The following is a 22,971-nucleotide window of genomic DNA, read 5'->3' as shown; positions in this document are numbered from 1 at the left end:
TGCGCCAGAAGCTGCCGCGCACCAGCTCGCAGGATATTGGTCAGTGGATCATCGATCTCGTCGGGCTGACGAAGCGGGACAATGTTGCTAGTCTCGTTCGTGGCGTATCGCTCTCCTTGAGAGGTTCTGGCAGGCTCGACACCCGCCTCGATACGCCGCCTATCTCATTCCGTCATCACCCACTTTCCTGCATAGCTCTCCGCCGCCCCTCCTCCCTCCATCGCTGCAAAACTGGAATTTTGATGGGTTCAACACGCGCGTCTGACTTGTGGCTCATCTTCAGTTTCCTTGCAGCCCTCTTTTCGTAATAACCGCTTCGTAGATATGCCGGGCGAAAGCTGTCAACGACGTGATAAGAGAAAGAATACACCTCTCCACAATCAGGCGGGAGGGCGCACAAAACTCTCTAATGCTCGCGCAATCATCGGCCAGAATTTTTCAATTGCCGCTCGGCAACGAGACTGTCTTTGATTCGGAAGGTCTACTAGTCATCAGCGCACGGCTTGCCAAACCGCTCGAAAGAGTGGCGGAGAGCCGCCACGTAAATCCGTCACGGCCAACAGACAATTGCGGCTGCTGGAGCGTGGCCGAGAGCAAGTGGCCAGTCGGCGCAAATGCGGCAAAGGAGCAGGATGTCGCCTTATCGGCGCAGCACCACCGCGACGGCCTTGAGGATTGCTCACGAAGGCTCCCGTTTCGAGGCGAGCAGATCCGACAACGCAAACGGGATCAAGGCTAGCGAGGACCAGAAGAAATAGAATGCTGCGGCCACTTCATACGAGGCGATCGAGCTGGGCGGGCCTGATGACGGGCCCCCCGAAGCGCGCTTCTTCATCCTGCAGGCGTTGAAATCGATGATCGTTGCCGAGCTTTCCGCCACTTGATCGTCCCTGTCACTCTTGGACATGTCACGCTTGGTTCGATAATTGTTGCAGTACTACTGCGTTGACACCTGTCACCCGGGCGGACGTGCGGGTGTAGCGGGTCGGAAACGACGCATCAAGCTATTCGCAACCAGCGAAGCCATTTGTGGTCGGCCTCCCGCCGCGCCTTGAAGCGGGCGACGCATTTCCTGGAACAAAGCGCCGTTTGCCAGCAGTAGTAGCGGATAAGCCCGAACCTTCCGCCACATACAGCGCAGCACCTCGCTGAACCGCGATGGGACGTATGATGGTCGTTGCGCATTGTCGCCTCCTGTCGGCGTTAGTGGATTTGCTCGTGCATTGTCCATTTCCGCAGCACCGCGCTCGCGCGTCAAAGTGTGACGTCGCCAATTTCGATTCTTGCGGCATTTACGGACTACCAGGCGCCAGAGTGCGACTCTGATGAGCGCCTCCTTCGCGAAGCGGCGCACTCGATTCGGGCGGCCTCGCCAGGATTTCCTACTGTAAGAGAAACTTTGATCTTGATTGATGCAATCAGCAGCACCTCGGCGATTAAATTCTGCGTCTTTTTGCCTAACTTCGACGATCTTCAGCTAACTCGACAAACGGCGATCGCTAGCAGCCCCGCCCAATCTCGTGCAGCCACATTGTAATTACACTACGCGCGGAAACGTCCAGCGATCTCAATCGCCAAGGAACGTCTCGACCGATCGGACCTCTAAGAGAGCACGTCAGGTCGTTGCGGGGCGCGCGTATGGGAGCGCGCGAGGCGCGTCCCCGGTCAGTAAACCGTATTGTCCAGATCTTTCCTGGAGCTTGCGTAGATGACCACGCAAATAGCCTCCTCACGAGAGCGCATCGGCGGCATCACTGATCGCTGCATAGATTTCTTGAAGATCTGCTGCCGTGACACAATAAGGCGGCATCACATAGATCGTGTTGCCGAGCGGGCGCAGCAACAGATTTCGGTCCCTGAAAAACTCCTGAAGCTTCGGACCGATGCCCGCCAGATAGCCGGCATCACTTGTTTTGAGATCGAGTGCTGTGATGGTTCCGGTCCGACGGACGTTTGCAAAACGTGGATCGGCGCGGAATCGCTCGATTTGCTGTTCTTGCATCGTGGCGACCGAAGCCAGGCGCTGGTGAGTTTCCTGATCCTGCCAGATATCGAGATTGGCCTTTGCGGCGGCGCAGGCGACCGGATTGGCGGTATATGAGCTCGAATGGAACAAGGTTCGCCTACGATCTTGCGAATAGTGCGCGTCGAAAATATCCGCCCGGCAGAGGGTCACTGCGAGCGGAAGCGCCCCTCCCGTGAGGCCTTTCGAATAGCAGGCGATATCGGGAGTGACGTCGGCCTGCCCGCAGGCAAACAGTGTTCCGGTGCGGCCCCAACCTGTCATGACCTCGTCGGCAATGAACAGCACGTCTGAGGCCTCGCAGATTTTCTTCATCCTCTTGAGCATCCAGGCCGGGTACATCAGCATCCCGCCCGCGCCCAATACCAGAGGCTCCACAATAAAGGCGGCGGGACTTTCGTTTCGACATGCACACTCGAGCTCATCGAGGGTTGCCTGCTCACGGTCTCTCGCGGGAAACGGGATTGAGGTAACCTCGAACAGCAGCGGACCATACGCAGCGTTGAAAACGCCACGGGCGCCAACCGACATCGCTCCTATCGTATCCCCGTGGTAAGAATGTTGCATCACGACGATACGCGTTCGCCGCTTGCCGATATTGTGCCAGTAGCCGAGCGCCATTTTCAGAGCGACTTCCACGCTGGTCGAGCCACTGTCAGAAAAGAAGACGTGGTCAAGCCCACGGGGCGCGACATTCAGAATCAGTTCCGCAACCTCTTCGGCCGGCTCGTGGGTGTAACCAGCGAAAATCACTTGGTTCAGCTTGCCAGCCTGTTCCTGGATTGCGCTGACAATCCGGGGATGGCAATGCCCGTGAGTCACGGCCCACCAAGACGAAATTGCATCCAGGATACTACGACCGTCCGAGGTATGGAGATAAGCACCACTACCCCGTGCGACCTCGATCATCTCGTCTTGAAGTGCATGTTGCGTGAATGGATGCCAGATCGCCGATCTCTTCGTTGGCATCACAGGTTCAGGAAGTCATTGCGGACAAACGCATCTTTGAAGACGGCATGGAGTGTCTCTGGCGTGAGAGGAGACAGCCAGGGCAATCGCCCTAACCAGCGCACTCGCCCGATGTCACAGATTGCGCTTTCGGTCTCAGGATTTCGTTCACCGATGAATGCAACCCCAAGAATGCTGATGTGGCGCTTCCGCAGGGCCTCTACCGATAGCAGCGAGTGATTAATCGTACCCAGTGCCGTCCTCGCGCACAGCACCACAGGAAGCTGCCATCGTTCGAAAACCTCAATGAGAAGTGCGCCTCGTGTCAGGGGCACCATCAGCCCGCCGGCCCCCTCGATCACGAGCGGCCGCTCCCCGGTGTCCGGCAGATGAAGCGAATCCACATCGATACGCTTTTCGTCGAGTTCCGCGGAATGATGTGGCGAAGAAGGCGTTCGCAGACGGTAAAGCTCTGGCATGACCCGATCGCTTGAGAGACCTCCCAGCCGTGCAACGAGCTGGGTGTCGGTCTCGGCTTCGAGGCCAGCCTGGATCGGTTTCCAGTAGTTTGCCCCGAGCAGATGGGCCAGGCCCGCGGAAAAGACGGTTTTTCCAATCCCGGTATCGGTGCCGGTCACCACGATCCGCCGGCTCATCGAGGCCAACCCCGCGTCTCCTCTGCGAGCGCATCTAGCATTGCGCGCACGTCATCCTCCCCGACGTTGAGTGTTACTGAAACTCGCAAACGGGCCGTCCCCGCCGGTACGGTTGGCGGCCGAATCCCGCGAATATCGAAGCCGCGAGCCTGCAATGCGGAGGCGAGCTGGATCGCGCGCGCATTGTCGCCAACAATATAGGGCACGATCTGCGTGTCCGAAGGAGTCTGGAGACCGCGCAAACCGATCTCCCGATGCGTAAACGCGACCAGTCTGGCTAGACTCTGCTGACGCTCGGGCTCTTCCTGCAGGATTGAAAGTGCCTCCCGCACAGCTACAGCCATCAATGGTGACGGTGCGGTGGCGAAGATGAACGGACGACAGCGATTAACCATGAAATCGCGCAGCGCGCCGGCGGCCGTAACAATCGCGCCGACGGCCCCCAGCGCCTTGCCGCAAGTATGAACGGCCAATAGATTTCCGCGTCGCTCATAGGTCGCGGTGAGCCCACGTCCCTGCTCACCGTAGACGCCTGTCGCGTGGGCCTCGTCGACCACCAGGAACGCATCGTATCTGTCTGCAACCGCAACCAGCTCTCCGAGGGGAGCGAAATCACCATCCATGCTGTAGACACTTTCGACCGCGATCCAGACGCGGCCCACTCCGCCGCTGGTGCGCCAGTCACGGATCGTGCTTTCGACCGACTGAGGATCGTTGTGCTCGCTTATCCGAACGTCGGCCCGACCGGCTCGCGCGCCCTCATGAATGCTAGCGTGCACGAGAGAATCGAGAACGAGCAGGTCGCCCCGCTGTGGCAGCGTTGTCAGGACGGCAAAATTTGCGACGTAACCGCTGCTGAAGAAAAGCGCTGCTTCCGCGCTGAAGAATTGGGCGGCTTGTGCTTCGAGACGTTCGTGCTCCTCGCAATTGCCGCGCAGAAGCCGCGAACCGCCAGCTCCGATCGGCGTGCCGGCGTGCAGGGCAGCCACGATAGCCTCCTTCATACGCGGCGCGCTAGCGAGCGCCAGATAGTCGTTTGAAGTGAAATCGATTCCCGCGCGTGGCTTGAGGCCGCGCAGCCGGTGGTCATCCTTCAGGGCGTGCAGGGCTGCGACATAATTGCGAAATCTGGCGGCGTGCTTCGAATCCATTCGTCACTCTCAAGTAGCAATCCATCTCGCGAGAGGCTCTGGCGGCGCGATGGTCTGGGTCTTCCGCAACGTCTTCTTGGGTTAACTTCGCAAGATGCGATTTTCCTGCTCGACCAGGCCAATGCGTGGTCCGAAGAGCATGGCTTCCGCCTTGTCGAAGGAGGCGTAGGCAATGATCGTACCTTTGTGGCCGCGCGTTGCGAGCCCGCAAGGCCGCACGGATCAAGTCTATTTTGAGATCCGGGAGGGGCCTCAACAAGAGAGGTGGCGAAGCGCGCTCCGGTTTCCAGATTGCAGATCTCCGCGCTCTTATTGATCGGAAACCTCGTCACATCGAGCGCCGCACGATCAATCGAAATCGCGCCTTCACCGACAGATCAGTCTCCGTCACCGACGAGCGATGAGATTTGCCCTTCATCACCGTAACTTGCATTCCCCTCCCAAGCCGGGTTCTGCGCAGAGCGCACTCGCTGCTCAGCTCCACTCAGGTAAGCCCGGATGTGATACCTAGCCGCTCCAGCAAATTCTTGTCGCGGTCTCGTAGCGGGCTTTTGGTCGTCAACAGCACATCACCGATGAAGATCGAATTTGCTCCGGCCAGCAAGCAAAGTGCTTGCAGTTCGTCCGTCACATACTGCCGTCCGGCCGACAAGCGCACCACGCTCTTCGGCATCATGATCCGGGCGGTCGCGACCAGGCGCACGAGCGCAATGGGGTCCGGGCGCTCGGCGGTTTCATTGACCGGCACGCCTTTGACCTCATTCCAGAGATTGATCGGCACGCTTTCCGGTTGGCGGGGGAGATTGGCGAGAAGCACGAGCATGCCAAGGCGGTCGTCGACGTGCTCGCCCATACCAATAATTCCACCACAACAGACCTTGATGCCCGCCTCGCGCACATGGGCAAGCGTGTCGGTGCGATCCTGCAAGGTCCGCGTCGTGATGATTTTTCCGTAGAATTCGGGCGAGGAGTCGATATTGTGATTGTAGAAATCGAGCCCGGCATCAGCGAGCCGCGCGGACTGCTTCGGCGTGAACATGCCGAGCGTGACGCACGTCTCCATGCCAATCCCCTTAACCGCCGTGATCATGCTGCATATCTGATCGAGATCCCGGTCTTTTGGACTGCGCCAAGCCGCAGCCATGCAGAAGCGAGCCACGCCAGCATCCTTGGCGCGATGCGCGGTGCCGACCACTTCGGCATGATCCATCAGACGAGTCGCCTTGAGGCCAGTGTCATAATGCGCGCTTTGCGAGCAGTAGCCGCAGTCTTCCGGGCAACCTCCGGTTTTGATGCTGAGCAGGCTTGCGGTTTCGACGCGGTTCGGATCGAAGTTATCGCGATGAATGCCCTGCGCCTGAAACGTCAGGTCAGCAAATGGCAAACGGTAAAGCGTGTCGGCGTCGGCGCGATTCCAGTCGCTACGAACCGGCGCCCTGCTCCCGCCCATTACCACACCAGCAGCCATATGACTTGCTTCCACGCCCACGAGCCGATCGACAAGTATCGTTCAACGAGGGCCCTGAGTGACTGTAGTGCTTGCCACTCCTCAGCTGGCGCTCACAAAAAATGTAGGGCGCCTTCGACACTCAAAAACCGCGAATACTTGGGCCAACTTGAAGAAATCCTGCAAGATTTGGCATCTCAATGGATTTCGGCGCCGGGCGTCGGCGTACCCGCGTGAATGCCCGATGTCGAACGCAGCAGCCGTTGCAGCGGGCTCGATCCCAAGGTACGTAGGCGACGTCCTAGCATCACTTCACGGCCGCGATTCATGATACGTCACATCGTCCTATTCTCCGCCAAGGATAAGGCCCATATCGATCAAATCATTGAAGGCCTGTCTCTGCTCACCACGATCCCACATGCAAGCCGAATCGAGATTGCTCGCAATAGCAAGAGGGACCAGCTCGGGAACGATATCGACGTCGTGGTGTATGGTGAATTCGCTAGCGAGCTGGAACTCGCCGCATACAAGGCGCATCGTCTATACCAGGAATCGATCAGGCGGGTACGACCACTCCGAGAGCTGCGATTCGCGGCCGACTACGACGTAGCGAGAGATGCTCGTCCCGATCAACCAAAGCAATAGGACACGTTTCTCGTCGCGCCGCGGCTATTGGCGGAGATCGTCCTGAGCAACGATTTCAGAAGATCGAACGAGTCGCTCGACTCGGATCGCATTCACAGGGCGTTTCCATGGGACGCCGTCCCCGGTGACTGATAATGCACGTTCGCGAAATGCATTGGATTGAGCCTCTCACAGCGATGCGGTGCCTTGCGCATCGAGAGCATCTTACGTTTCTCGATAGTGCAGTACGGGATGGGTTGCTTGGACGCTACTCATATCTGAGCTGCGACCCGTTCAATACCTACATGGTCGCGCAAGGACGGGCTCGCTGCAATGAAGAGGCTTTCGAGAGTGATCCATGGGCTGTTCTTCGCACCCTTCTCTCCAGGTATGCGCAAGAGCATCGTCCCGGTCTCCCGCCGTTTCAAGGGGGCGTAGCCGGCTTCCTGGCTTACGATCTCAATAGAACGTTGGAGCGATTGCCGATGCCGGCAGATGCCGGTACTGGATTGCCAGAATCCATCTTGCACATGTATGACGTGGTCGTCAGCTTTGACCACTGCGATCAGAGATGCTGGATCGTGTCGACCGGATGGCCGGAGCAGGATCGCGCTCGTCGGAGCGAACGTGCACGCAGTCGAGCCAATGAGTTTGCGTCCCTGCTTGGCAGCCCAATGTCGTCCTCGAATGACTGCCCAGGCACGGCGGGCGCGTGGCATTCGAACTTCAGCCGCGAGGGCTACATCGCGGTGGCACGGCGCGTCATCGACTTGATTCTGGCTGGCGACGTTTTCCAAGCGAACATTGCGCAACGCTTCAGCGCCCGGCTGTCGAGCTCATTTGATCCATTAGCCTTTTACTCCCGGCTGCGATTATTGAACCCGGCTCCTTTTGCAGCCCTCCTGCGATACGGCAAGCTTACCATTGCATCCAGCTCGCCAGAACGTTTCCTGAAGCTTGACGGACGGCAGGTGGAAACGCGCCCTATCAAGGGTACGATCGGGCGTTCGGCTGATTCCAGAGAGGACGAGCATCGCGCAAAACTTCTCCTAGCGTCCGAAAAGGACCGCGCCGAGAACACAATGATCGTCGACCTCCTGCGCAACGATCTGTCGCGGGTGTGCAGACCGCAATCGATCGAGGTCCCAGCGCTGTGTAACCTGGAGTCCTATGCCTCGGTACACCACCTGGTTTCGATCGTGACGGGTGAGCTGGCGGCAGACCAGGACGCCGTTACCCTGCTTCGGGCCTGCTTTCCCGGCGGTTCCATCACGGGGGCACCCAAGGTGCGATCGATGGAAATTATCGCGGAAATGGAGCGCGTGGCGCGGGAGGTCTATTGCGGAGCGATCGGCTTCATCAGCTTCAGCGGGTACATGGACACGAATATTGCGATCCGCACGGTCACGATCGAAGACAACGTGGCTGTGTTTCATGCAGGTAGTGGGATTACGGCGATGTCGGAACCAGAGGTCGAATACGATGAGACGCTCGCCAAAGCGCAACGGATATTTGATGCGTTTCGAGCTGAAGGATCCGGTGCATCTTGATTCTCATCATCGACAACTACGATTCCTTCGTTTTCAATATCGCTCGCTATTTCCAAAAGCTTGGCGAAGCAACGGAGGTGGTCCGCAATGACGCGGTCAGTCTCAGTGATATTGTAGGCCTGAAGCCTCGTGCAGTGGTCATCTCGCCCGGCCCTTGCACTCCGCTGGAGGCGGGAATATCCACGGCAGTCGTCCGCGACCTTTCTGGTCGCATCCCAATTCTCGGCATCTGCCTCGGGCATCAGTGTATCGGGAGTGTTTTTGGCGGACGCGTGACGCGTGCGCGTCGTCCTATGCACGGAAGATGCTCGTCCGTAGCGCATGATGGCAGAGGGCTATTTAAGGACCTCCCGTCCCCTCTGGGCGTTGGGCGCTACCATTCTCTTGTTGTTGAGCTCGACGAGCGATGCGCAGCGCACGTGGCGGTGACGGCGCGCTCGGAGGAAAGCGAGATTATGGCCCTCGCACATCGCTACCAACCAACCTATGGCGTGCAGTTCCATCCAGAGTCGATACTTACGCCACAGGGGCACGTGCTGCTTAACAATTTTTTACAACTCGCAGAAACCGCGCATCGGAATCGGTGAGTCTGTCGCGTCGGTGGTGGTTACCAAAGGGATGACAACTCATGCTGACGGCTCGATGTCGATATCGCAATTTTTTCGACAGAGTTCCTGATTATGGGGCGGAACAGCGCGCCCTTGATCAACGCGACTCTCAAGCAGCGCTAGGTTCGTTCTGATCTCTCGCGGCGCCATTCAACACAGACCCGGACTATTGACTTTGCCGGACCGTAGTAGCCGTTCTCTCGCTCTGGATAGTGTCCAATAGCTACGATCGCGCAGCAGCCGCCGCGTCCGCTGAACCGCCTCGTATCACACGACGCTCACGGTTTGCGCCTGCAGTGATGTGCCCCCTGAGCCGAGCTATGCGCCCTCCGGCGGGACTGCAGTCAGAGTTCGTTTGCACGCTGCGCATTCTGGTTTCTGCACGTCGCGAACGATAATCTCTTCGCCTGCAAATCGGCTGCTCAATTGAGCGCTGAGCATTGGGGGAGCGCTCGCTTCCCGCTTAGGTGATGCTGCGCCGTGATGATTATCGCTCCCTCTCGAGACTAGCGGAGCTGTCCCCTTGCACTTTGCAGCGGAGGATCCAGGCGATAGCAGTGCGATCCAGAGCAAATCCTTTAGGGACATCGGCCCTCATCCGATGCAGTCGGGGTGAGTTTCCACCAAAAACAAGCTCGTCCAAGATGCCGGGCGAGGTGACCTTCATGCTAAGTCAGCAACGGGCGCCAAATCAAAGGCCTCCGGCGGGCATGCCGGAGGCCTTCTTGGAGGTTAACTTAAATCGATAGAGCCACTTCTCCTTTGCTGGTTCGACAGAAGACTTAGAAGTTGCGCTGCGCGCGGAACATCACCTGCAGGCTGCTCTGATCCTTCAGCTCGTAGGTAGCCGCGGGCTTGGCGATGCCAGCCTGCACCGGCAAGGCGACCGTGCTTCCGCTCGCATATTTCTGGTCCAACATCGTGTAAGCGAGCTCGGTCGAGAAGGTCAGACCCTTGACCGGATTCCAGCGGGTGGCCACGCCGACAACCGAGTAGTTGAAGTCGGGATTGCAACCAGCAACGCCACTCGACAGCGCGAGAGTTGCGACGAACGCGCCGCAGATGGACCCCTTGGCTGCGCTGTTGTAACGCACCGCACCCCAACCACCGAAGATCGCAGAGTTCCAGTACGGGCTCCAGTTGTGAGTGTACGCGCCATTGAAACCGTATGTAGTCGTCAATTGCTGACCCGCGCCGGCGACGAACACAGAGTCAGAAACACCGGCGAGACCGACGCTCTGGTAAGCCCCTCCCAGTCCCGTGCCGCCGTAGATGGCATAAGGAACGGGGTGTATGACTGGAAGTTGTAAATGCTGGCGCCGTTCGTGTAGACACCCTGGACGTTGATAGTGTCACCGGCACCGGTCGGGATATTCTTAATGGACAACGCAAGCTGACCGGCCCAACCCCACTTGTCGCCCGGATGCCCTGTCGTTTCATCGACACCATAATAGCCAGCATGATTGTCGTGTGCGGCGACCGATGCCTGGAAAAGGCCCCAAGCCTGGTCGACCCGCAGCATGGCTACGAGATCGGGAGCGCGGGAGCCGCCGATATCGCCCGCACCATACGTTCCGGTGGCAAGACCCGCAGCCGTCGCACCACTGACGTTCCAGATGTTAGTCGTACGGCTAACCTGATCCTCGGCCGAGAATGAAGCCGTGATGCCCTGGCCGAAGTCAGCGGTATAGGCGATCTGGTTGACGGCCTCCCACCCACCGCCGCCAGGCATGCCGTCGAAGGAGTTGCCGGGATAGTTAGTCCAAGGCGACGAGAACTGCGACTGAGCTCTGCCGAAGGTGAAACCGGCAAACTGCAGGAAAGCATAATACACGCTGAGCGAACCACCAGAAACCATGCCGCTGCCACTCCCGGCCGGATTGCTTCCGGTGTAGGAGGTCGCGCCATTGATCAGGTTGCTCCCGGCGCCACCATATCCGCCGGCCGTCCAAGTGAAAGCCAACTCGGCGTACGTGCGAAGGACGCCATACTCAGTCGCCGTCCGCGTATCGGTGCTGAAATCGAACCGAGATTGCGCAGTGTAGTAGTTGCTGAGGCGGTTGTGCGCGCCACCGAGGCCGCTGGCCGCCGCACCCCAGACGCTGTTCGTTCCCAGCTGGGTCGAACCACGCACGTAACCACCGAGCTTGATGCAGGTGTCGGTACCGGGAATGTAGTAGAAGCCAGCGCCATACAGCGAGCAGATTTTCACGTACTCGATTGCTTTGGCCTTGACGGGAAGATCCGCCGCCTGAGCCCCGGCGCCAGCGAACATTGCGGCCGAACCGAGGATAAAGCTCTTCATCAATTTCATTGTTGAACCTCCAAGTTGGAAACGTCGTTTCCGTCCTTCAAAGATCCGCGCGGCTAGCCTCACCTACTGGGCGGGTGCTTGACGGACGACGTCGAGGCGCCCCCTTTCCGTCAGCTCATGGTCTATTCCGCCACGTCAATTGTTGCAATTAATTAATTACAAGAAGTATTGTTTCACTAGCCTGGTATGGCATTTGTGCGACAGAACCCTTTCTACGACCCAATTCGAATGCATTTTTGGCAAAATAAGAGCCCCCAGGGGGCATCCCGGAGGTTCTCCTTGGAGATTCTACATGATCATCGAAGAGATCCTCAGATGATCTGAAAAAATAATGCCAGAAATAATTGCAGATATCAATTGATTTTTTACATGGTGTCTATGCTCGACGGGGCCTTTCAGGGGCGGCTAAACCCAGATACCAAGGGAACGTCGCAACGGTTTATTGGGCGTCGCTGGGGTTGGCGGAACAAACAACATGGCTGAAAAACCAGCAATCGACAGGGCCGTCAGGGATTTCATCTGGAATGTTGTCGAGATCCACTCCCAAATTGAGGAAATACATAAGAGCTGGGCAGAGCTACTGGGCTTGACCGAGCCACAGTGGCTGATCCTCATGGCTATCGACGAACTCGACCAAGGTCGCGGTGTCTCGGGGATAGCAGTTGCAAGCAAACTTCGAATTCATCCCGCGTTCGTTACCAACCAAACGAAAAAGCTAGAGGCGATGGAGTTTCTGGCGCGCGAGCCGTCCCCAGATGATGCAAGGTTCGTTCAAATGTCCTTGACTGAGAAGGCTCGAGCAGAAATCTCAAAGCTGTCGAGCAAGAGGGAGGCTCTGAACTCCGCGCTATTGGAAGGGCTGGACCAGGCGTCACTAGACTACCTCAACAAGCGGCTGACCTCGATCGCTAAGAATAGCCGATTGGCATCCCAAAAGCTGAGTATCGGCGTGTTGTAGGCCTGAACGGGTGACGGCCGCATCAGCCTGGCCGTTTCCATCATTCGCGTCTTTGACCAAGATGGACCGCTTCACTGCAGCTAACTCTGGAGATGGCGTCTAGCACGCACTTGAGTCCATCTTGGCAGGACCCATCGTTTGGACTTCTCCAGGCCGCATCGCCCACCTCCACTGCACTGAACACCGATCCAGGCTCCGCACAACAATCGACTTCGCCTACAACTTACGACTGAATGAGAGCTCCTGCGAAAAGATCGGGAGAGAACCGCAGCGCCGCTAGCCGACGACTCGCTCTGGAGTTGGTGCGAGCTTCTGCTCCAGCCATCTGAAGATACAGTCATCTGAGCTAACGAAGTTGTCAATCTCCTCGCCCAGGCCTCCTCGAATTAACTGCGGCATGACCAAGTCCACGTCGATGCGCGCCGCCATGCAAACAGTCTGCAGTTTGATAGCCTCGCACACGCTGACGACGCCGCGCCCACCGGCTACCACGAGTATTGGACAGTTCGGCAGTCGAGCCGGCCGTGAGCAAAGCCCCGACACCATGTCCCTATCTGCGCCGTCATCGGTCGATGTCATCCAATCGACGGATCTTAGGGAGCGCGTCCGATTCCAAATGCCACCATCACATACCGCCGCAGCAATGCGGCGATCGTAGGCGGCAAAATCAGTAGCTAAAGAGGCCGATAACCCGTCTCCATAAATGCCGATCCGGCTACTATCAACATCAGGTCGAAGCGACAAATGATCCAAACAATGGGACAATACGATTTCGGATCCACCGCGTGCGTGATTTGCGGTGTTCTCGTGAGAGATAACCAGGAGGGATATCCCCCGACCAATCACCACAGGCAAGAGCCTGCCGAGCAGCGTCGCTCCCTTCTCCTCTTCGTTGCTGACGCAAATGACCGCCGGCGCGCGCGAATTCGGAGTTCCTGCAGGCAGATAGCAGGCGAGAAACTCCCCCAGATCGCCACACGCGATCCATGCGCTCTCCACCTCATGGCGGAAGGATAGTCCGATCCTCTGAAGGCCAGCTTCGACTTTGGCTGAAAAATGCGCCCTTCGCGGATCATCGTCCGGGACTAGCCTCCTGGCGACCTCGAAGGCAGTGAGCGCGCAAAGCCAAGCCTCCGTGGCCCCATCGTATTCCTTTTTGATTATGTTGAGGTCAGCAAGACGGCAATAAGCGTCGCCGGTCCCGGCCCAGGTTGCGCCCCAGTTCTGCCGAGCCAATTGGGAGCGATCATTCTCTGGCAGTAAACCATTTAGGAACGCCGAAGCGTTCTGTCGCGCGGACGCAAGATCACACCTCACATGATGCCAAGCACCAAACTCCATCGATTTGCCCCTCGGTGAAGATCCTTACCCCTTCGCCCAGCATGCGCCCATCATTCAGCGGCTCCTTCGGAGATCGACTTTTTGCTAGAGAATTGCCTCTTATAGTCCTGTTGTGTTCATCTCCTTGCAAAAAATTTACCAAGAACTGAGCGCCGAAATATCCTAATGGAGAGGTGTTTAACTTTGAAATTCTGTCTCTGAAGGCTGGTATACGAGCTTTTTATGCGCGTCCGTCAGAAGCAAGAAATGCGATAGGAGGCACTGGCGCGACCCAGGGTCCAGCAGTTGTTTTAAAGTCGATCTTGTGACCTCGAGGTTAGCCGTTTAAGCAGCGTTTTCTAGAACGGCGCCAGCAACTTTCGGCCTTGACCGCCACCAAAAAACGATTAGCCAAACCACAGGCAGAAGCACGAGCATCGATGCTATCGCGGCAATTGTCGGATCGATCTCATGCCGCATGTTTTCTCACATCTTCATAGGCAGCGTGCGGATCGAGAATCCGCTAACCAGTGATGTTTTGACGACTTCGTCGAAAGAGTGAAGGAAGGCAAACAGGGCACCGCCGACCCGCACCAACGGCAGCGTCACTCTTGTAAACGTTCGGAATGGATTGGCCCGCATGCTCTTTGCCGCCAGCTTCAAACGCTGGTCGAAATTTGCCAGAGTCGCCGAGACGATCACGACTACATAGGCGGTAGCACCGATGCTGTGCGTCAGGATGATTCCGGTCTTCGTACCTATGAGCGCAAACTTGAGCAGTCCTCGATAAGCTCCAATACCGACAACAATGCTTGGAATGGTGATTGGGGTGAGGATCGCCATCGTCAGTTTACTGCTTTACTGCGTAGTCTCGGAAAGGTGCGATTAAGGCCCTAGGCCGCGAGCGTGCCGACAAAAGTCGATAGGAATGCCACTGCTACGCCGATTTGAACGCTGGTTGCCGCAGCGTCGGTCCAGGAGGGATTGTAGAAGAAGGATCGGTACCACTGGAGCGAAAGAGTTGACGGCGGGAACTGCAGCGACGGCCCGCCGCTAGACGACATGACAATGACAACAAGGCTTGGAAACAGCAGGTAGAACATGACAAGCGCCACAAAGGCCATGCCAACCATTTTCCATAAGCGGCTGCTGCCTGGGGCTTGATACAGGGGTGGCCGCCCAGCGCTTCGCCCGAACCTAGTGGCAAACTCGAGAAGGCCTTTCTCAGCAGCAATGGTAGAGCCTTAGCTGAGGGGGACGACGTCAGCCGTGACGCTTTAGGTACTCACCATGAGTTCGAGCTGGGCGAAAGTGATTTGGTCGGTGATCGCATGGACCTTAATTCCTGTCTCGGCTTGGAACGGCTTCACGTAGGCCTCGATGTACGCCTTCGCTACGTCCCCACCGTGGACTACGACCCGCAGTTCGTCCGTCACTACCGCGAGAGCACCGCTAGTCATCGAATTCATTGCGCCTACCAAGACGGCGGACGAGCCCGCCTAAAGGACGCGGCTACGGTTCATCAAAAAGCTCATGGTTTCACTCCCCTCGTTGCGATTCCGATGTTCGGCAACTTGGTATGTGTTGTGCGAACGCTAAGCGATCCAAAGCCGCTTCTCTGCGATCTTAAGGCTCATTCGGCTTAAATTGCCTGGTGATTTGCACGAATGCGAAGCTTTTGCCCTTGAACCCCGCTCCCCCATCAAAGCGCCTTGTATTTCTCTTCCAAGCCGTGTGGTCAGGGCGATCGAGGCCTCGATGAAAACTTTTCGGTATGACCGTCGAGCGAAATAGTGTTCTTCCCGAACCTCAGCGCATATGCATGCGACTAGCACGTGGCCTACGGCGGGGACCTCACGTTGCGACGATGACTCGATCTCCGCAAGCACAACGTTGGAGTTAGGTAAAAGCGAGCCGTATCGAAAATTGGTTCGGCATACGCCGAGCCCGCGCTGCGTTAAATTTGAGTTGTTCGGCTTTTTAGCACCCATCAGTAGGATGCGATCCGGTTGAGGGACTTTACGCAGCTTCCTTTCCATCTCTCTCACACACCTATCGCCTTGTCTCCAATCCACTTCAAAATACGAGGACGTCCGAGGCCGAAAAGAGGACCCGCACACATTGTCCGGGGGCAAGTCCTGGGATCTTCCTAACATTCTTGCGGATCGCTAAGAAACGAGCTTTGCCAGGAAGCTCAACAACAACATGCACGTCAGGACCGAGAGATGCCACGTCGAGAACAACACCCGCTATGCTGTTATGGTCTGCGTCTCGAGGCGCTTCAGTAACGGCACTGTCCATGAGCTCAATGTGTTCCGGTCGCACGCAAAGATTAACGCGGCCATCGCGATCGGACGGCGGCGATTTCGCCCGGATCTCAACTCCATCGCTTGTTACATAGGAGGTGAAGCCCGCAATCGATGAACTGCCCCTGGTTGCCTGGAACCAATTGGATCGTCCGACGAACTCGGCGACCAACTTGCTGGCGGGCGATTGGTAAATCTGTGTCGGAGCTCCACGCTGAACGATCTTGCCTGCATGCATGATGACGACTTCATCGCCCAGGCTCAAAGCTTCCTCTTGATCGTGCGTGACAACGATCGTTGTGGCACCGACAGATCTGAGAATTTCCTTCAGCTCGATGCGCAATTCGAGTCGAAGCTTGGCATCGAGTGCCGACAATGGCTCGTCGAGAAGAACAATCTTGGGATCGGTTGCGAGCGCCCGCGCAAGCGCGACACGCTGCTGCTGTCCGCCGCTCAGTTGACTGGGATATCTCGCCTCCATTCCGGCCAATTGTACAAGCGACAACATCTGCTTGACCCGAGAAGGTATCGCAGCTGCCGGCGTTCCGCGGTACCGCATTCCGTAGGCAACATTTTGGGCCACTGTCATGTGAGGGAAGAGCGCATAATCCTGAAACAGCAGTCCTACGTTGCGCTCGTAAGGCTTCAGTTGGCCGACATCCTCGCCCGCAATTTGAACGGTACCGCCATCCGGTGCGGCGAAACCTGCAATGATGCGCAGTGTAGTCGTTTTACCACAGCCGCTTGGCCCGAGGAGAGAAAGCACCTTTCCTGGCTCTAGCTCCAGGGAGACGTTTTCGACCGCAGTGAAGCCGCCATACTTTTTCGTGACGTCTTTCAGTTCAAGAACATTCATCTATCGAATCCTATTGGTTCCATGCCCCATTGCCCGCTCGAGCCCGAGCACGCTGTCGAGCACGATCAGTAGAACAATCGTAAGGCCCATCAGCGCTACTGCGGCCGCCGCGATGGTCAGATCGAAACTCGACTTGATTAGGGTGGTGAGCGCGAGGGGAAGCGTATACGTCTGGAAGTCACTCATGAACAAGCTGATCGTAAGGTCGTCCATGGAGGCCGCAAAGGCAAAAATCGCGCCCGCGGCAATACCATTCTTGGCGAGCGGCAACGTGACCGTGAAGAAGACCTGCCGCTCGTTCGCACCGAGCGATAATGCCGCCTCGCGTAGCGTTTGGCTGATCCCGGCAAGTCCGACCAACGTCATTCTTATTGTGAAGGGAAGCGTGATGATCAAGTGACCTGCGAACAGTTTTAGAAAGACAGGCACCTGGTTGAAAGCCGCAAAGAACATGAGCAGACCAAAACCAATGATCACCCCCGGCAAGACGAGCGGCGACAGAAACATGGTAGTGACAAAGTCACGCCATCGCGGCGACATCCAGCTGATCGCCAAAGCGGCCAGCGCACCCATAGCTGCCGCAGCGGCGGTCGTGGCAATTGCCAGCAGCAGGCTGGTTCTGAAGCCCGCCCATATGTACGCATCCTCAAGCAGCTTGCCGAACCATCGGGTCGAAAGCTCCGTCGGAGGGAATGGACCAATGTAGTCGCGCGCGTCGAATGCCATCAGTACGGTTACGACGACCGGGAAAAGAAGGAACAATGCAGTCACCGCAATGATCGCAGTCACGGCAATGGCAAGAAGGATGTCGACACGTCGCTTGCTGAGTATCGGTTTCGCGCCGACGAGCGCCTTTGTTCTGACCGTCACGTCCGCGTTGAGCCTCTCTTTGGTGCTGAGCATCTTATTCTCACGCTCGCTCAAGTGACGTCGCCAGTCTGGACATCACAAGAATCAGAAGCAACGCGAGGACCATCATGACAATCGAAATCGCGGCGCCGCTCGGATAGTTGGCGATCTCGCTGAACCGGCTGTAAATAAGATTCGAAATGAACAGGATGCGCCCTCGCCCGAGAATCAAGGGTATGACGAATGCGCTTACGCCAAGGGTCATTGAGACTAAGAATGCCGACACAATCCCTCGGATGGATAAAGGGATCGTTACGGTGATGTGAGCCGCAAGCGCAGAGGCGCCAAGAGACAGAGCCGCCTCTGTCAGGCGCGGGTTCAGGTTTTTGATCGCTCCGATCAGGATCAGGATTGACATCGGTATGGAATATTGAAGCAATCCCGCGAGGATCACGAAATTGATATAGAGCCGGCTATTGGTATTGATGTCCATAATCGACATTAGTGGAGCAAGCACTCCGACGGAGCCAAAAGTCAGCTCAAGCGCATAGACCCGCACGAGAGAGCTTAGGAACATGAGCCCCACAATCGCGGAGATCGAAGCTTTCTGAATCCATGCAAATTCAGTTCTCGCAATGCAATAGGCAATCGGGAAGGCAAAGATGATCGAGATAGCGGACGAGCAGATCGCTAGAACGTATGTCTGGGCAAAGTACTGCGCATAGACCGGTTGAAAGAGCTCCTCATAGTTTGCGAGAGTGAGCGGACCTCCTTCAACCGATCCAATTCGACCGGGCTCGAACGTGTGGAAACTCTCATTGAGTACCATCAGAATCGGGAACACCAAGAAGAGAACGAATACTGCCACTGCCGGAAGCAGCAGCATCAGTTTAGATCTCGCAGCCGTCATTCGTTCTCTCCAGGCAACACTTGCTACCGTGTGTTAGTTAGTCGTAGCGCGTTCCGCCGCTAAAGCAGCGGCGCGATTTCCTGCTCCCACCGCTTCATCCAGGTGTCTAATTGCGATGAGAGATAAGCAAAATCCGGAATATAGACGTACTTCTCCATCTCTTCGTTGCTGAACGCAATGGGCTTAGTTTCGTCTGATATCTTCGATTTCATGTTTGCAGGCACCGCATGGATGGCCTGGTTGAACTCCGCATTGGCCTCCGGGCTGATTGCAAAGTTCGCGAACTTGAATGCCGCATCCGTGTGACCTCCCTTCAGAACGCACCATCCCTCCTGTAAAACGAAGGTCCTGAAACCTGATGTCTTGTCCATTTTGCTCAAGACTCGGGTCTTAAACTTACGCCCAACGTCAATCGCGCCTGGGCCGCTCCGCATGCCTATGCAAGTCTCGCCCGAAGTGATCGAACTGGTGATGTCGGTGTCCGAGGTCGCTACACGTCCAATGTTTCCGCTGCGCGCCAGCGCTTTCATGAACTCCCATGCTGGCTCCATATTTCTCTCATCGCCACCTTTATGCAGCGCCATCGTTACCATTTGGAGGTTGTTGCCCAGTGTGGGGACGGGGAAACAAATCTTTCCCTTCAGCCGGGGGTCCAAGAGATCTTCGATCTTGGTGATCTGGAATGGGACTCTGTCTTCCAGGTAAAACCAGATTAGCGCCGTAATTGTGCGAGGAATATTTACGATGTTTCCGGCACCGTCCTTGACCAGCAGTTTTTGCGGAATGTCGGCCAGGTTGGGAACCTTATCCAGCGTCACGGCCTCCGCCCAACCCTCGCGGGCAATTGCCTGCCACGACGCATCCCAACCGGTCAGAAGGTCTATGCCTGGCCGCGGCCATGTCGCCTTAATCTTGGGCAAGATCGCCAAGGCGCCGCCCGCGTGCAGCTGCCAATTGATTTTCACATCCGCTTGCTTGGCTGCAAGCTTCTTCATCTCGTTGCCGTAGTTGCCGCCCCACTCGACGGCAGTAATTGTCTCGTCAGCTCGGGCGCCCACCGCACCTGCTAACGACATGCCCGTGCCAAGAGCGGCGGCGGAGGCAGCACTTTTCAAAAATTCGCGACGCGATGATGACATGCTCGTTTCTCCCTATTGAAGGCGCATAGCTGCTTTGTTCGACAGCATAGCATCTCCTTCAACGAGGAATTTAACGGGAATACCGGGTAGTTTCGCAGAAATTCGGCCTTTTTTTGCAAAATGCCAACGTTTTTGTGATGGCCCCGGCAGGCAAGTTCCTCCGTTGCCGAGGCTTCGGAATGCAAGCAGCGAGGGATTTGGATGGCGAGTCCGTCGTTCACAGCGGCGCGGAAGTTGGAAACCATTTGTTTTAGGCGGGAAATCGTGGCTCGGCAGATTGGCGCTCGAGCCAGGGCAAGTCGAGAGACATTCGGAGCTTGGGACGTGGGCGATGCAGGCTTAGGCGTTGCCGAAACAGCAACCTCGCTCGCCGCGCCCGCGCTGCCCCAGCTGGCAGCACCGCCACGAAAACCTGAACTCGACAGACCGATACCACTGGCGCTCCAGGGTCCCTGCCGTCAACAAAACCGATGCAGGGAGGTGAAGGAGATGGCGCCTAGATGGATGATCAAAGCCGGCTGGAGGTGACCAACAATTAGCTGACTTACGCGACTGCCGTTACCTAGAAGCTTGTCGAACTCCCCTCGAGGACCATGAGTGCGCCGACGATGCCTTGCGGACCTCCGTCGAGCACGACCCAATATCACTGATCCCTACGAATTCTGGACGAATATCGGCGATCGAGAGAGGCTTCAACTGAGTCCCCGTCCGAGTATTGACGCGGGAGTCTCTTCCTTTATTTTACCATCGTGCGGTTTTTCATCGCTTCTTCGCATACAACGCCAGAAACCATCATCTAGATGCGCCTAACTTAGTGACAGCCCTCTTTTCAGATCAATTCAGGTCGGTTTCACGCATCTCAATTGATCGCGCGCCCCTTCCACTCTGACGAGACAATGCAAAACACGATAATTTGGCCAAAGTTCAGCTGCGATTCAGTCGATCAGATACGTTACCTTGCTTCGACGGACCATGAATGCGACGGCCCGCTCAGTCCAGTCCTCTGAGGCAACGCAGCAGCCGAGATGACCAATTCGTCCGCGCCCGTCCCGGCTAGCGCCGACAGCATCACCGCACCACTTCGCCATATGACTTTCAGGCGCATCTGGCTTGCGAGTGTACTCGCCAATTTGGGGGCTCTGATTCGCAGCGTCGGCGCGGCTTGGGCGATGACGCAGATGACATCGTCGGCCGACAAGGTCGCGCTCGTGCAGACCGCTCTGATGTTGCCGGTCATGCTGATCTCGGCACCGGCTGGTGCCATCGCTGACATGCACGACCGACGTATAGTGACCCTTGTCTCGGTTGGTATCGCGCTCGCCGGCGCGACGGCGCTGACGGCACTCGCTTGGTTAGGCTTGATCACCCCGAACTTGTTGCTGGTACTGTGCTTCGTCGTCGGCAGTGGCATGGCCCTGATGGATCCGGCTTGGCAATCCTCGGTGAGTGAGCAAGTGCCCCTGGAAAGCCTTCCTGCGGCGGTGGCGCTGAACAGCATCAGCTACAACATTGCGCGAAGCGTGGGTCCCGCCATCGGCGGCATTGTGGTTGCAACCGGGGGCGCGGTAGCCACCTTCGCGCTCAACGCATTACTCTATTTTCCACTGATTCTCGCCCTATTTCTATGGAAACGCATCTCTGAACCGAGTCGTCTTCCGCCTGAAAAGCTCAGACGCGCTATCGTCTCAGGTGTGCGCTACATCATCAATGCACCATCGATCAAGATCATCCTCGTTCGCACTACGGTAATGGGCTTGATCGGCGGCGGAATCATCGCGCTCATGCCTCTTGTAGCTCGCGACCTGCTGCATGGTGCCGCACAGACATATGGCATGATTCTCAGCGCCTTCGGCCTGGGCGCGGTGCTCGGCGCGCTCAACATCACCGAGATCCGCAAGCGCATGAGCGGCGAGGCGGCGGTCCGCGCCTGCGCGCTGTCGATGGGTGGAGCAATTACCGCAGTGGCGCTTAGTGGCTCGCCGGTATTAACAGCGATCGCGCTGTTCCTCGCGGGTGCCGCATGGATGATTGCGTGGGCACTGTTTAATATTGGGGTGCAGTTGTCGGCACCGCGCTGGGTCGCCGGCCGTTCGCTTGCGGCCTACCAGGCGGCAGGATCAGGTGGCATTGCGGTTGGCAGCTGGGCGTGGGGATATCTGGCTGATCTCAGCGGTGTACAAACAACTCTTCTGATTTCGGCGGGACTAATGCTGGTGTCACCCTTCTTTGGGCTCTGGCAACGCATGCCGCGCATCAACGCCCGTGAGCAAGACGCCGAGACGCTGGCTGATCCCGACGTTCGCCTTCAACTAACCGGGCGCAGCGGGCCGCTAGTTCTGCCGAGCAGAAATGGCGAGTCCACTGGTGAAAGTGGGCTGATGCAGTGAATGGCAGGCGCGTCGGCCCCGGAACCGAGTCGAATCGCTGGTGTTGTGGCATGATGAATCCAAAGCAGAGACGGGAGGTTGCTATGCCCCTGTTGGCCGCCGAGCCGGTGACGATTTTGCCCGAACAGCGCGAAGTGCTGGAACAACTGGTGCGTACCTATTCGACGCCGCAGCAGTTGGCGGTTCGCGCCCGCATCATGCTGTTTGCCGCGGATGGCGTGGGTGTGCGCGAGAGTGCCCAGCGATTAGAGGTGTGGCCGAGGACAGTCCGCCGATGGCGCAAGCGGTGGCGGCAGGCGGCCGACGGGGCGTCCGTGCCGGAGCGTTTGGCCGACGCGCCGCGGCCCGGAGCGCCGGGGACGTACACGCCGGAGCAGATCTGCGCGATCGTTGCGATGACATGCGAGAAGCCCGCGGCGAGCGATCGGCCGATCAGCCATTGGAGCCAACGCGAGATTGCCGACGAAGCGATGCGACGCGGCTTGGTGCCACACGTCTCGCAGCGCTCAGTGGGGCGTTTTTTAAAAAAGAAGCCGACCTCAAACCGCATCGGCTCCAGTATTGGTTGACCCCGAAGGCCGATCCCGACTTCGATGCCAAGTCCGCGGATATCTGCGCGGTGTACAAGGCCGCGGCCGATGCAGACGACACTCATCGCACGGTCTCCATCGACGAGAAGACCGGCATCCAGGCCCGGGAGCGGATTGCGCCGGACCTGCCGATGGTGGAGCTATGCAGGAAAGTGGGTGATGACGGAATGAGATAGGCGGCGTATCGAGGCGGGTGTCGAGCCTGCCAGAACCTCTCAAGGAGAGCGATACGCCACGAACGAGACTAGCAACATTGTCCCGCTTCGTCAGCCCGACGAGATCGATGATCCACTGACCAATATCCTGCGAGCTGGTGCGCGGCAGCTTCTGGCGCA

General features: G+C 57.4%; 17 protein-coding genes and 4 pseudogenes. 8 read left to right on the top strand and 13 right to left on the bottom strand.

The window, feature by feature from the left end:
- The 5 genes and pseudogenes from IVA80_RS27820 to bioB all read right to left on the bottom strand — a co-directional run.
- Positions 1-152 (bottom strand): annotated as a pseudogene (locus IVA80_RS27820) (IS256 family transposase); the annotation flags it as partial.
- Positions 153-1,729: 1,577 nt separating this feature from the next.
- Positions 1,730-2,992: an adenosylmethionine--8-amino-7-oxononanoate transaminase gene (locus tag IVA80_RS27815; protein WP_247437620.1), complete on the bottom strand. Its 1,263-nt coding sequence runs from the start codon at positions 2,990-2,992 to the stop codon at positions 1,730-1,732.
- Positions 2,992-3,627, bottom strand: a complete 636-nt coding sequence (gene bioD / locus IVA80_RS27810; protein ID WP_247437623.1) for a dethiobiotin synthase — start codon at positions 3,625-3,627, stop codon at positions 2,992-2,994. Before bioD ends, IVA80_RS27815 begins: the two co-directional genes overlap by 1 nt.
- Positions 3,624-4,778, bottom strand: a complete 1,155-nt coding sequence (locus IVA80_RS27805) for an 8-amino-7-oxononanoate synthase (protein WP_247437617.1) — start codon at positions 4,776-4,778, stop codon at positions 3,624-3,626. Before IVA80_RS27805 ends, bioD begins: the two co-directional genes overlap by 4 nt.
- A gap of 484 nt (positions 4,779-5,262) precedes the next feature.
- Complete coding sequence (gene bioB, locus IVA80_RS27795; RefSeq protein WP_247437615.1) at positions 5,263-6,246, bottom strand: biotin synthase BioB; 984 nt, start codon at positions 6,244-6,246, stop codon at positions 5,263-5,265.
- Between the two features lie 306 nt (positions 6,247-6,552).
- Here bioB and IVA80_RS27790 point away from each other — a divergent pair, with 306 nt between their 5' ends.
- From IVA80_RS27790 to IVA80_RS27780, 3 genes are all read left to right on the top strand, one after another.
- Positions 6,553-6,870, top strand: coding sequence for a Dabb family protein (locus IVA80_RS27790; protein ID WP_247437612.1), 318 nt, complete (start codon positions 6,553-6,555; stop codon positions 6,868-6,870).
- A gap of 134 nt (positions 6,871-7,004) precedes the next feature.
- Positions 7,005-8,399 carry an aminodeoxychorismate synthase component I gene (pabB, locus tag IVA80_RS27785; RefSeq protein ID WP_247437610.1) on the top strand — a complete coding sequence of 465 codons (1,395 nt, stop codon included), beginning with the start codon at positions 7,005-7,007 and terminating at the stop codon, positions 8,397-8,399.
- Complete coding sequence (locus IVA80_RS27780; protein WP_247437607.1) at positions 8,396-8,986, top strand: aminodeoxychorismate/anthranilate synthase component II; 591 nt, start codon at positions 8,396-8,398, stop codon at positions 8,984-8,986. Before pabB ends, IVA80_RS27780 begins: the two co-directional genes overlap by 4 nt.
- Before the next feature lie 803 nt (positions 8,987-9,789).
- Here IVA80_RS27780 and IVA80_RS27775 read toward each other — a convergent pair.
- Positions 9,790-11,321: pseudogene (locus IVA80_RS27775) on the bottom strand (porin).
- Between the two features lie 475 nt (positions 11,322-11,796).
- Here IVA80_RS27775 and IVA80_RS27770 point away from each other — a divergent pair.
- Entirely contained in the window at positions 11,797-12,279 is a 483-nt protein-coding gene (locus IVA80_RS27770) for a MarR family transcriptional regulator (RefSeq protein ID WP_247437605.1), read from the top strand.
- A gap of 276 nt (positions 12,280-12,555) precedes the next feature.
- Here the strand turns inward: IVA80_RS27770 and IVA80_RS27765 are convergent, their stop codons facing one another.
- From IVA80_RS27765 to IVA80_RS27735, 7 genes are all read right to left on the bottom strand, one after another.
- The gene (locus tag IVA80_RS27765) at positions 12,556-13,620 is read right to left on the bottom strand and encodes a hypothetical protein (RefSeq protein WP_247437604.1); all 1,065 of its coding nucleotides are present in this window, start codon (positions 13,618-13,620) and stop codon (positions 12,556-12,558) included.
- Positions 13,621-14,085: 465 nt separating this feature from the next.
- On the bottom strand, positions 14,086-14,442 hold the full coding sequence (locus IVA80_RS27760; RefSeq protein WP_247437602.1) for an ABC transporter permease subunit: 357 nt from the start codon (positions 14,440-14,442) through the stop codon (positions 14,086-14,088).
- A 50-nt stretch (positions 14,443-14,492) separates the two neighbouring features.
- Entirely contained in the window at positions 14,493-14,723 is a 231-nt protein-coding gene (locus tag IVA80_RS27755; protein WP_247437601.1) for a hypothetical protein, read from the bottom strand.
- A 952-nt stretch (positions 14,724-15,675) separates the two neighbouring features.
- The gene (locus IVA80_RS27750; protein WP_247437600.1) at positions 15,676-16,761 is read right to left on the bottom strand and encodes an ABC transporter ATP-binding protein; all 1,086 of its coding nucleotides are present in this window, start codon (positions 16,759-16,761) and stop codon (positions 15,676-15,678) included.
- A complete protein-coding gene (locus tag IVA80_RS27745) occupies positions 16,762-17,664 on the bottom strand; it encodes an ABC transporter permease subunit (RefSeq protein WP_247437599.1) in 903 nt (300 codons plus the stop codon). It abuts the gene before it with no gap.
- Positions 17,665-17,671: 7 nt separating this feature from the next.
- Positions 17,672-18,520 (bottom strand): ABC transporter permease, encoded by an 849-nt coding sequence (locus IVA80_RS27740; RefSeq protein WP_247437598.1) that lies wholly within the window; start codon positions 18,518-18,520, stop codon positions 17,672-17,674.
- Between the two features lie 59 nt (positions 18,521-18,579).
- The gene (locus IVA80_RS27735; RefSeq protein WP_247437597.1) at positions 18,580-19,659 is read right to left on the bottom strand and encodes an extracellular solute-binding protein; all 1,080 of its coding nucleotides are present in this window, start codon (positions 19,657-19,659) and stop codon (positions 18,580-18,582) included.
- Between the two features lie 1,025 nt (positions 19,660-20,684).
- On the opposite strand from IVA80_RS27735, the pseudogene IVA80_RS27730 reads away from it, so the two are divergent.
- The 4 genes and pseudogenes from IVA80_RS27730 to IVA80_RS27715 all read left to right on the top strand — a co-directional run.
- Positions 20,685-21,995, top strand: a pseudogene (locus IVA80_RS27730) (MFS transporter); the annotation flags it as partial.
- A gap of 134 nt (positions 21,996-22,129) precedes the next feature.
- The gene (locus tag IVA80_RS27725) at positions 22,130-22,615 is read left to right on the top strand and encodes a helix-turn-helix domain-containing protein (RefSeq protein WP_247437595.1); all 486 of its coding nucleotides are present in this window, start codon (positions 22,130-22,132) and stop codon (positions 22,613-22,615) included.
- Positions 22,612-22,812 (top strand): hypothetical protein, encoded by a 201-nt coding sequence (locus tag IVA80_RS27720; protein WP_247437593.1) that lies wholly within the window; start codon positions 22,612-22,614, stop codon positions 22,810-22,812. The genes IVA80_RS27725 and IVA80_RS27720 overlap by 4 nt, the downstream gene beginning before the upstream one ends.
- A 7-nt stretch (positions 22,813-22,819) precedes the next feature.
- Positions 22,820-22,971, top strand: a pseudogene (locus IVA80_RS27715) (IS256 family transposase); the annotation flags it as partial.

Source organism: Bradyrhizobium sp. 139 (genome assembly GCF_023074175.1).
GTDB lineage: Bacteria > Pseudomonadota > Alphaproteobacteria > Rhizobiales > Xanthobacteraceae > Bradyrhizobium.
This window is presented reverse-complemented; position numbering and strand designations above follow the sequence as displayed.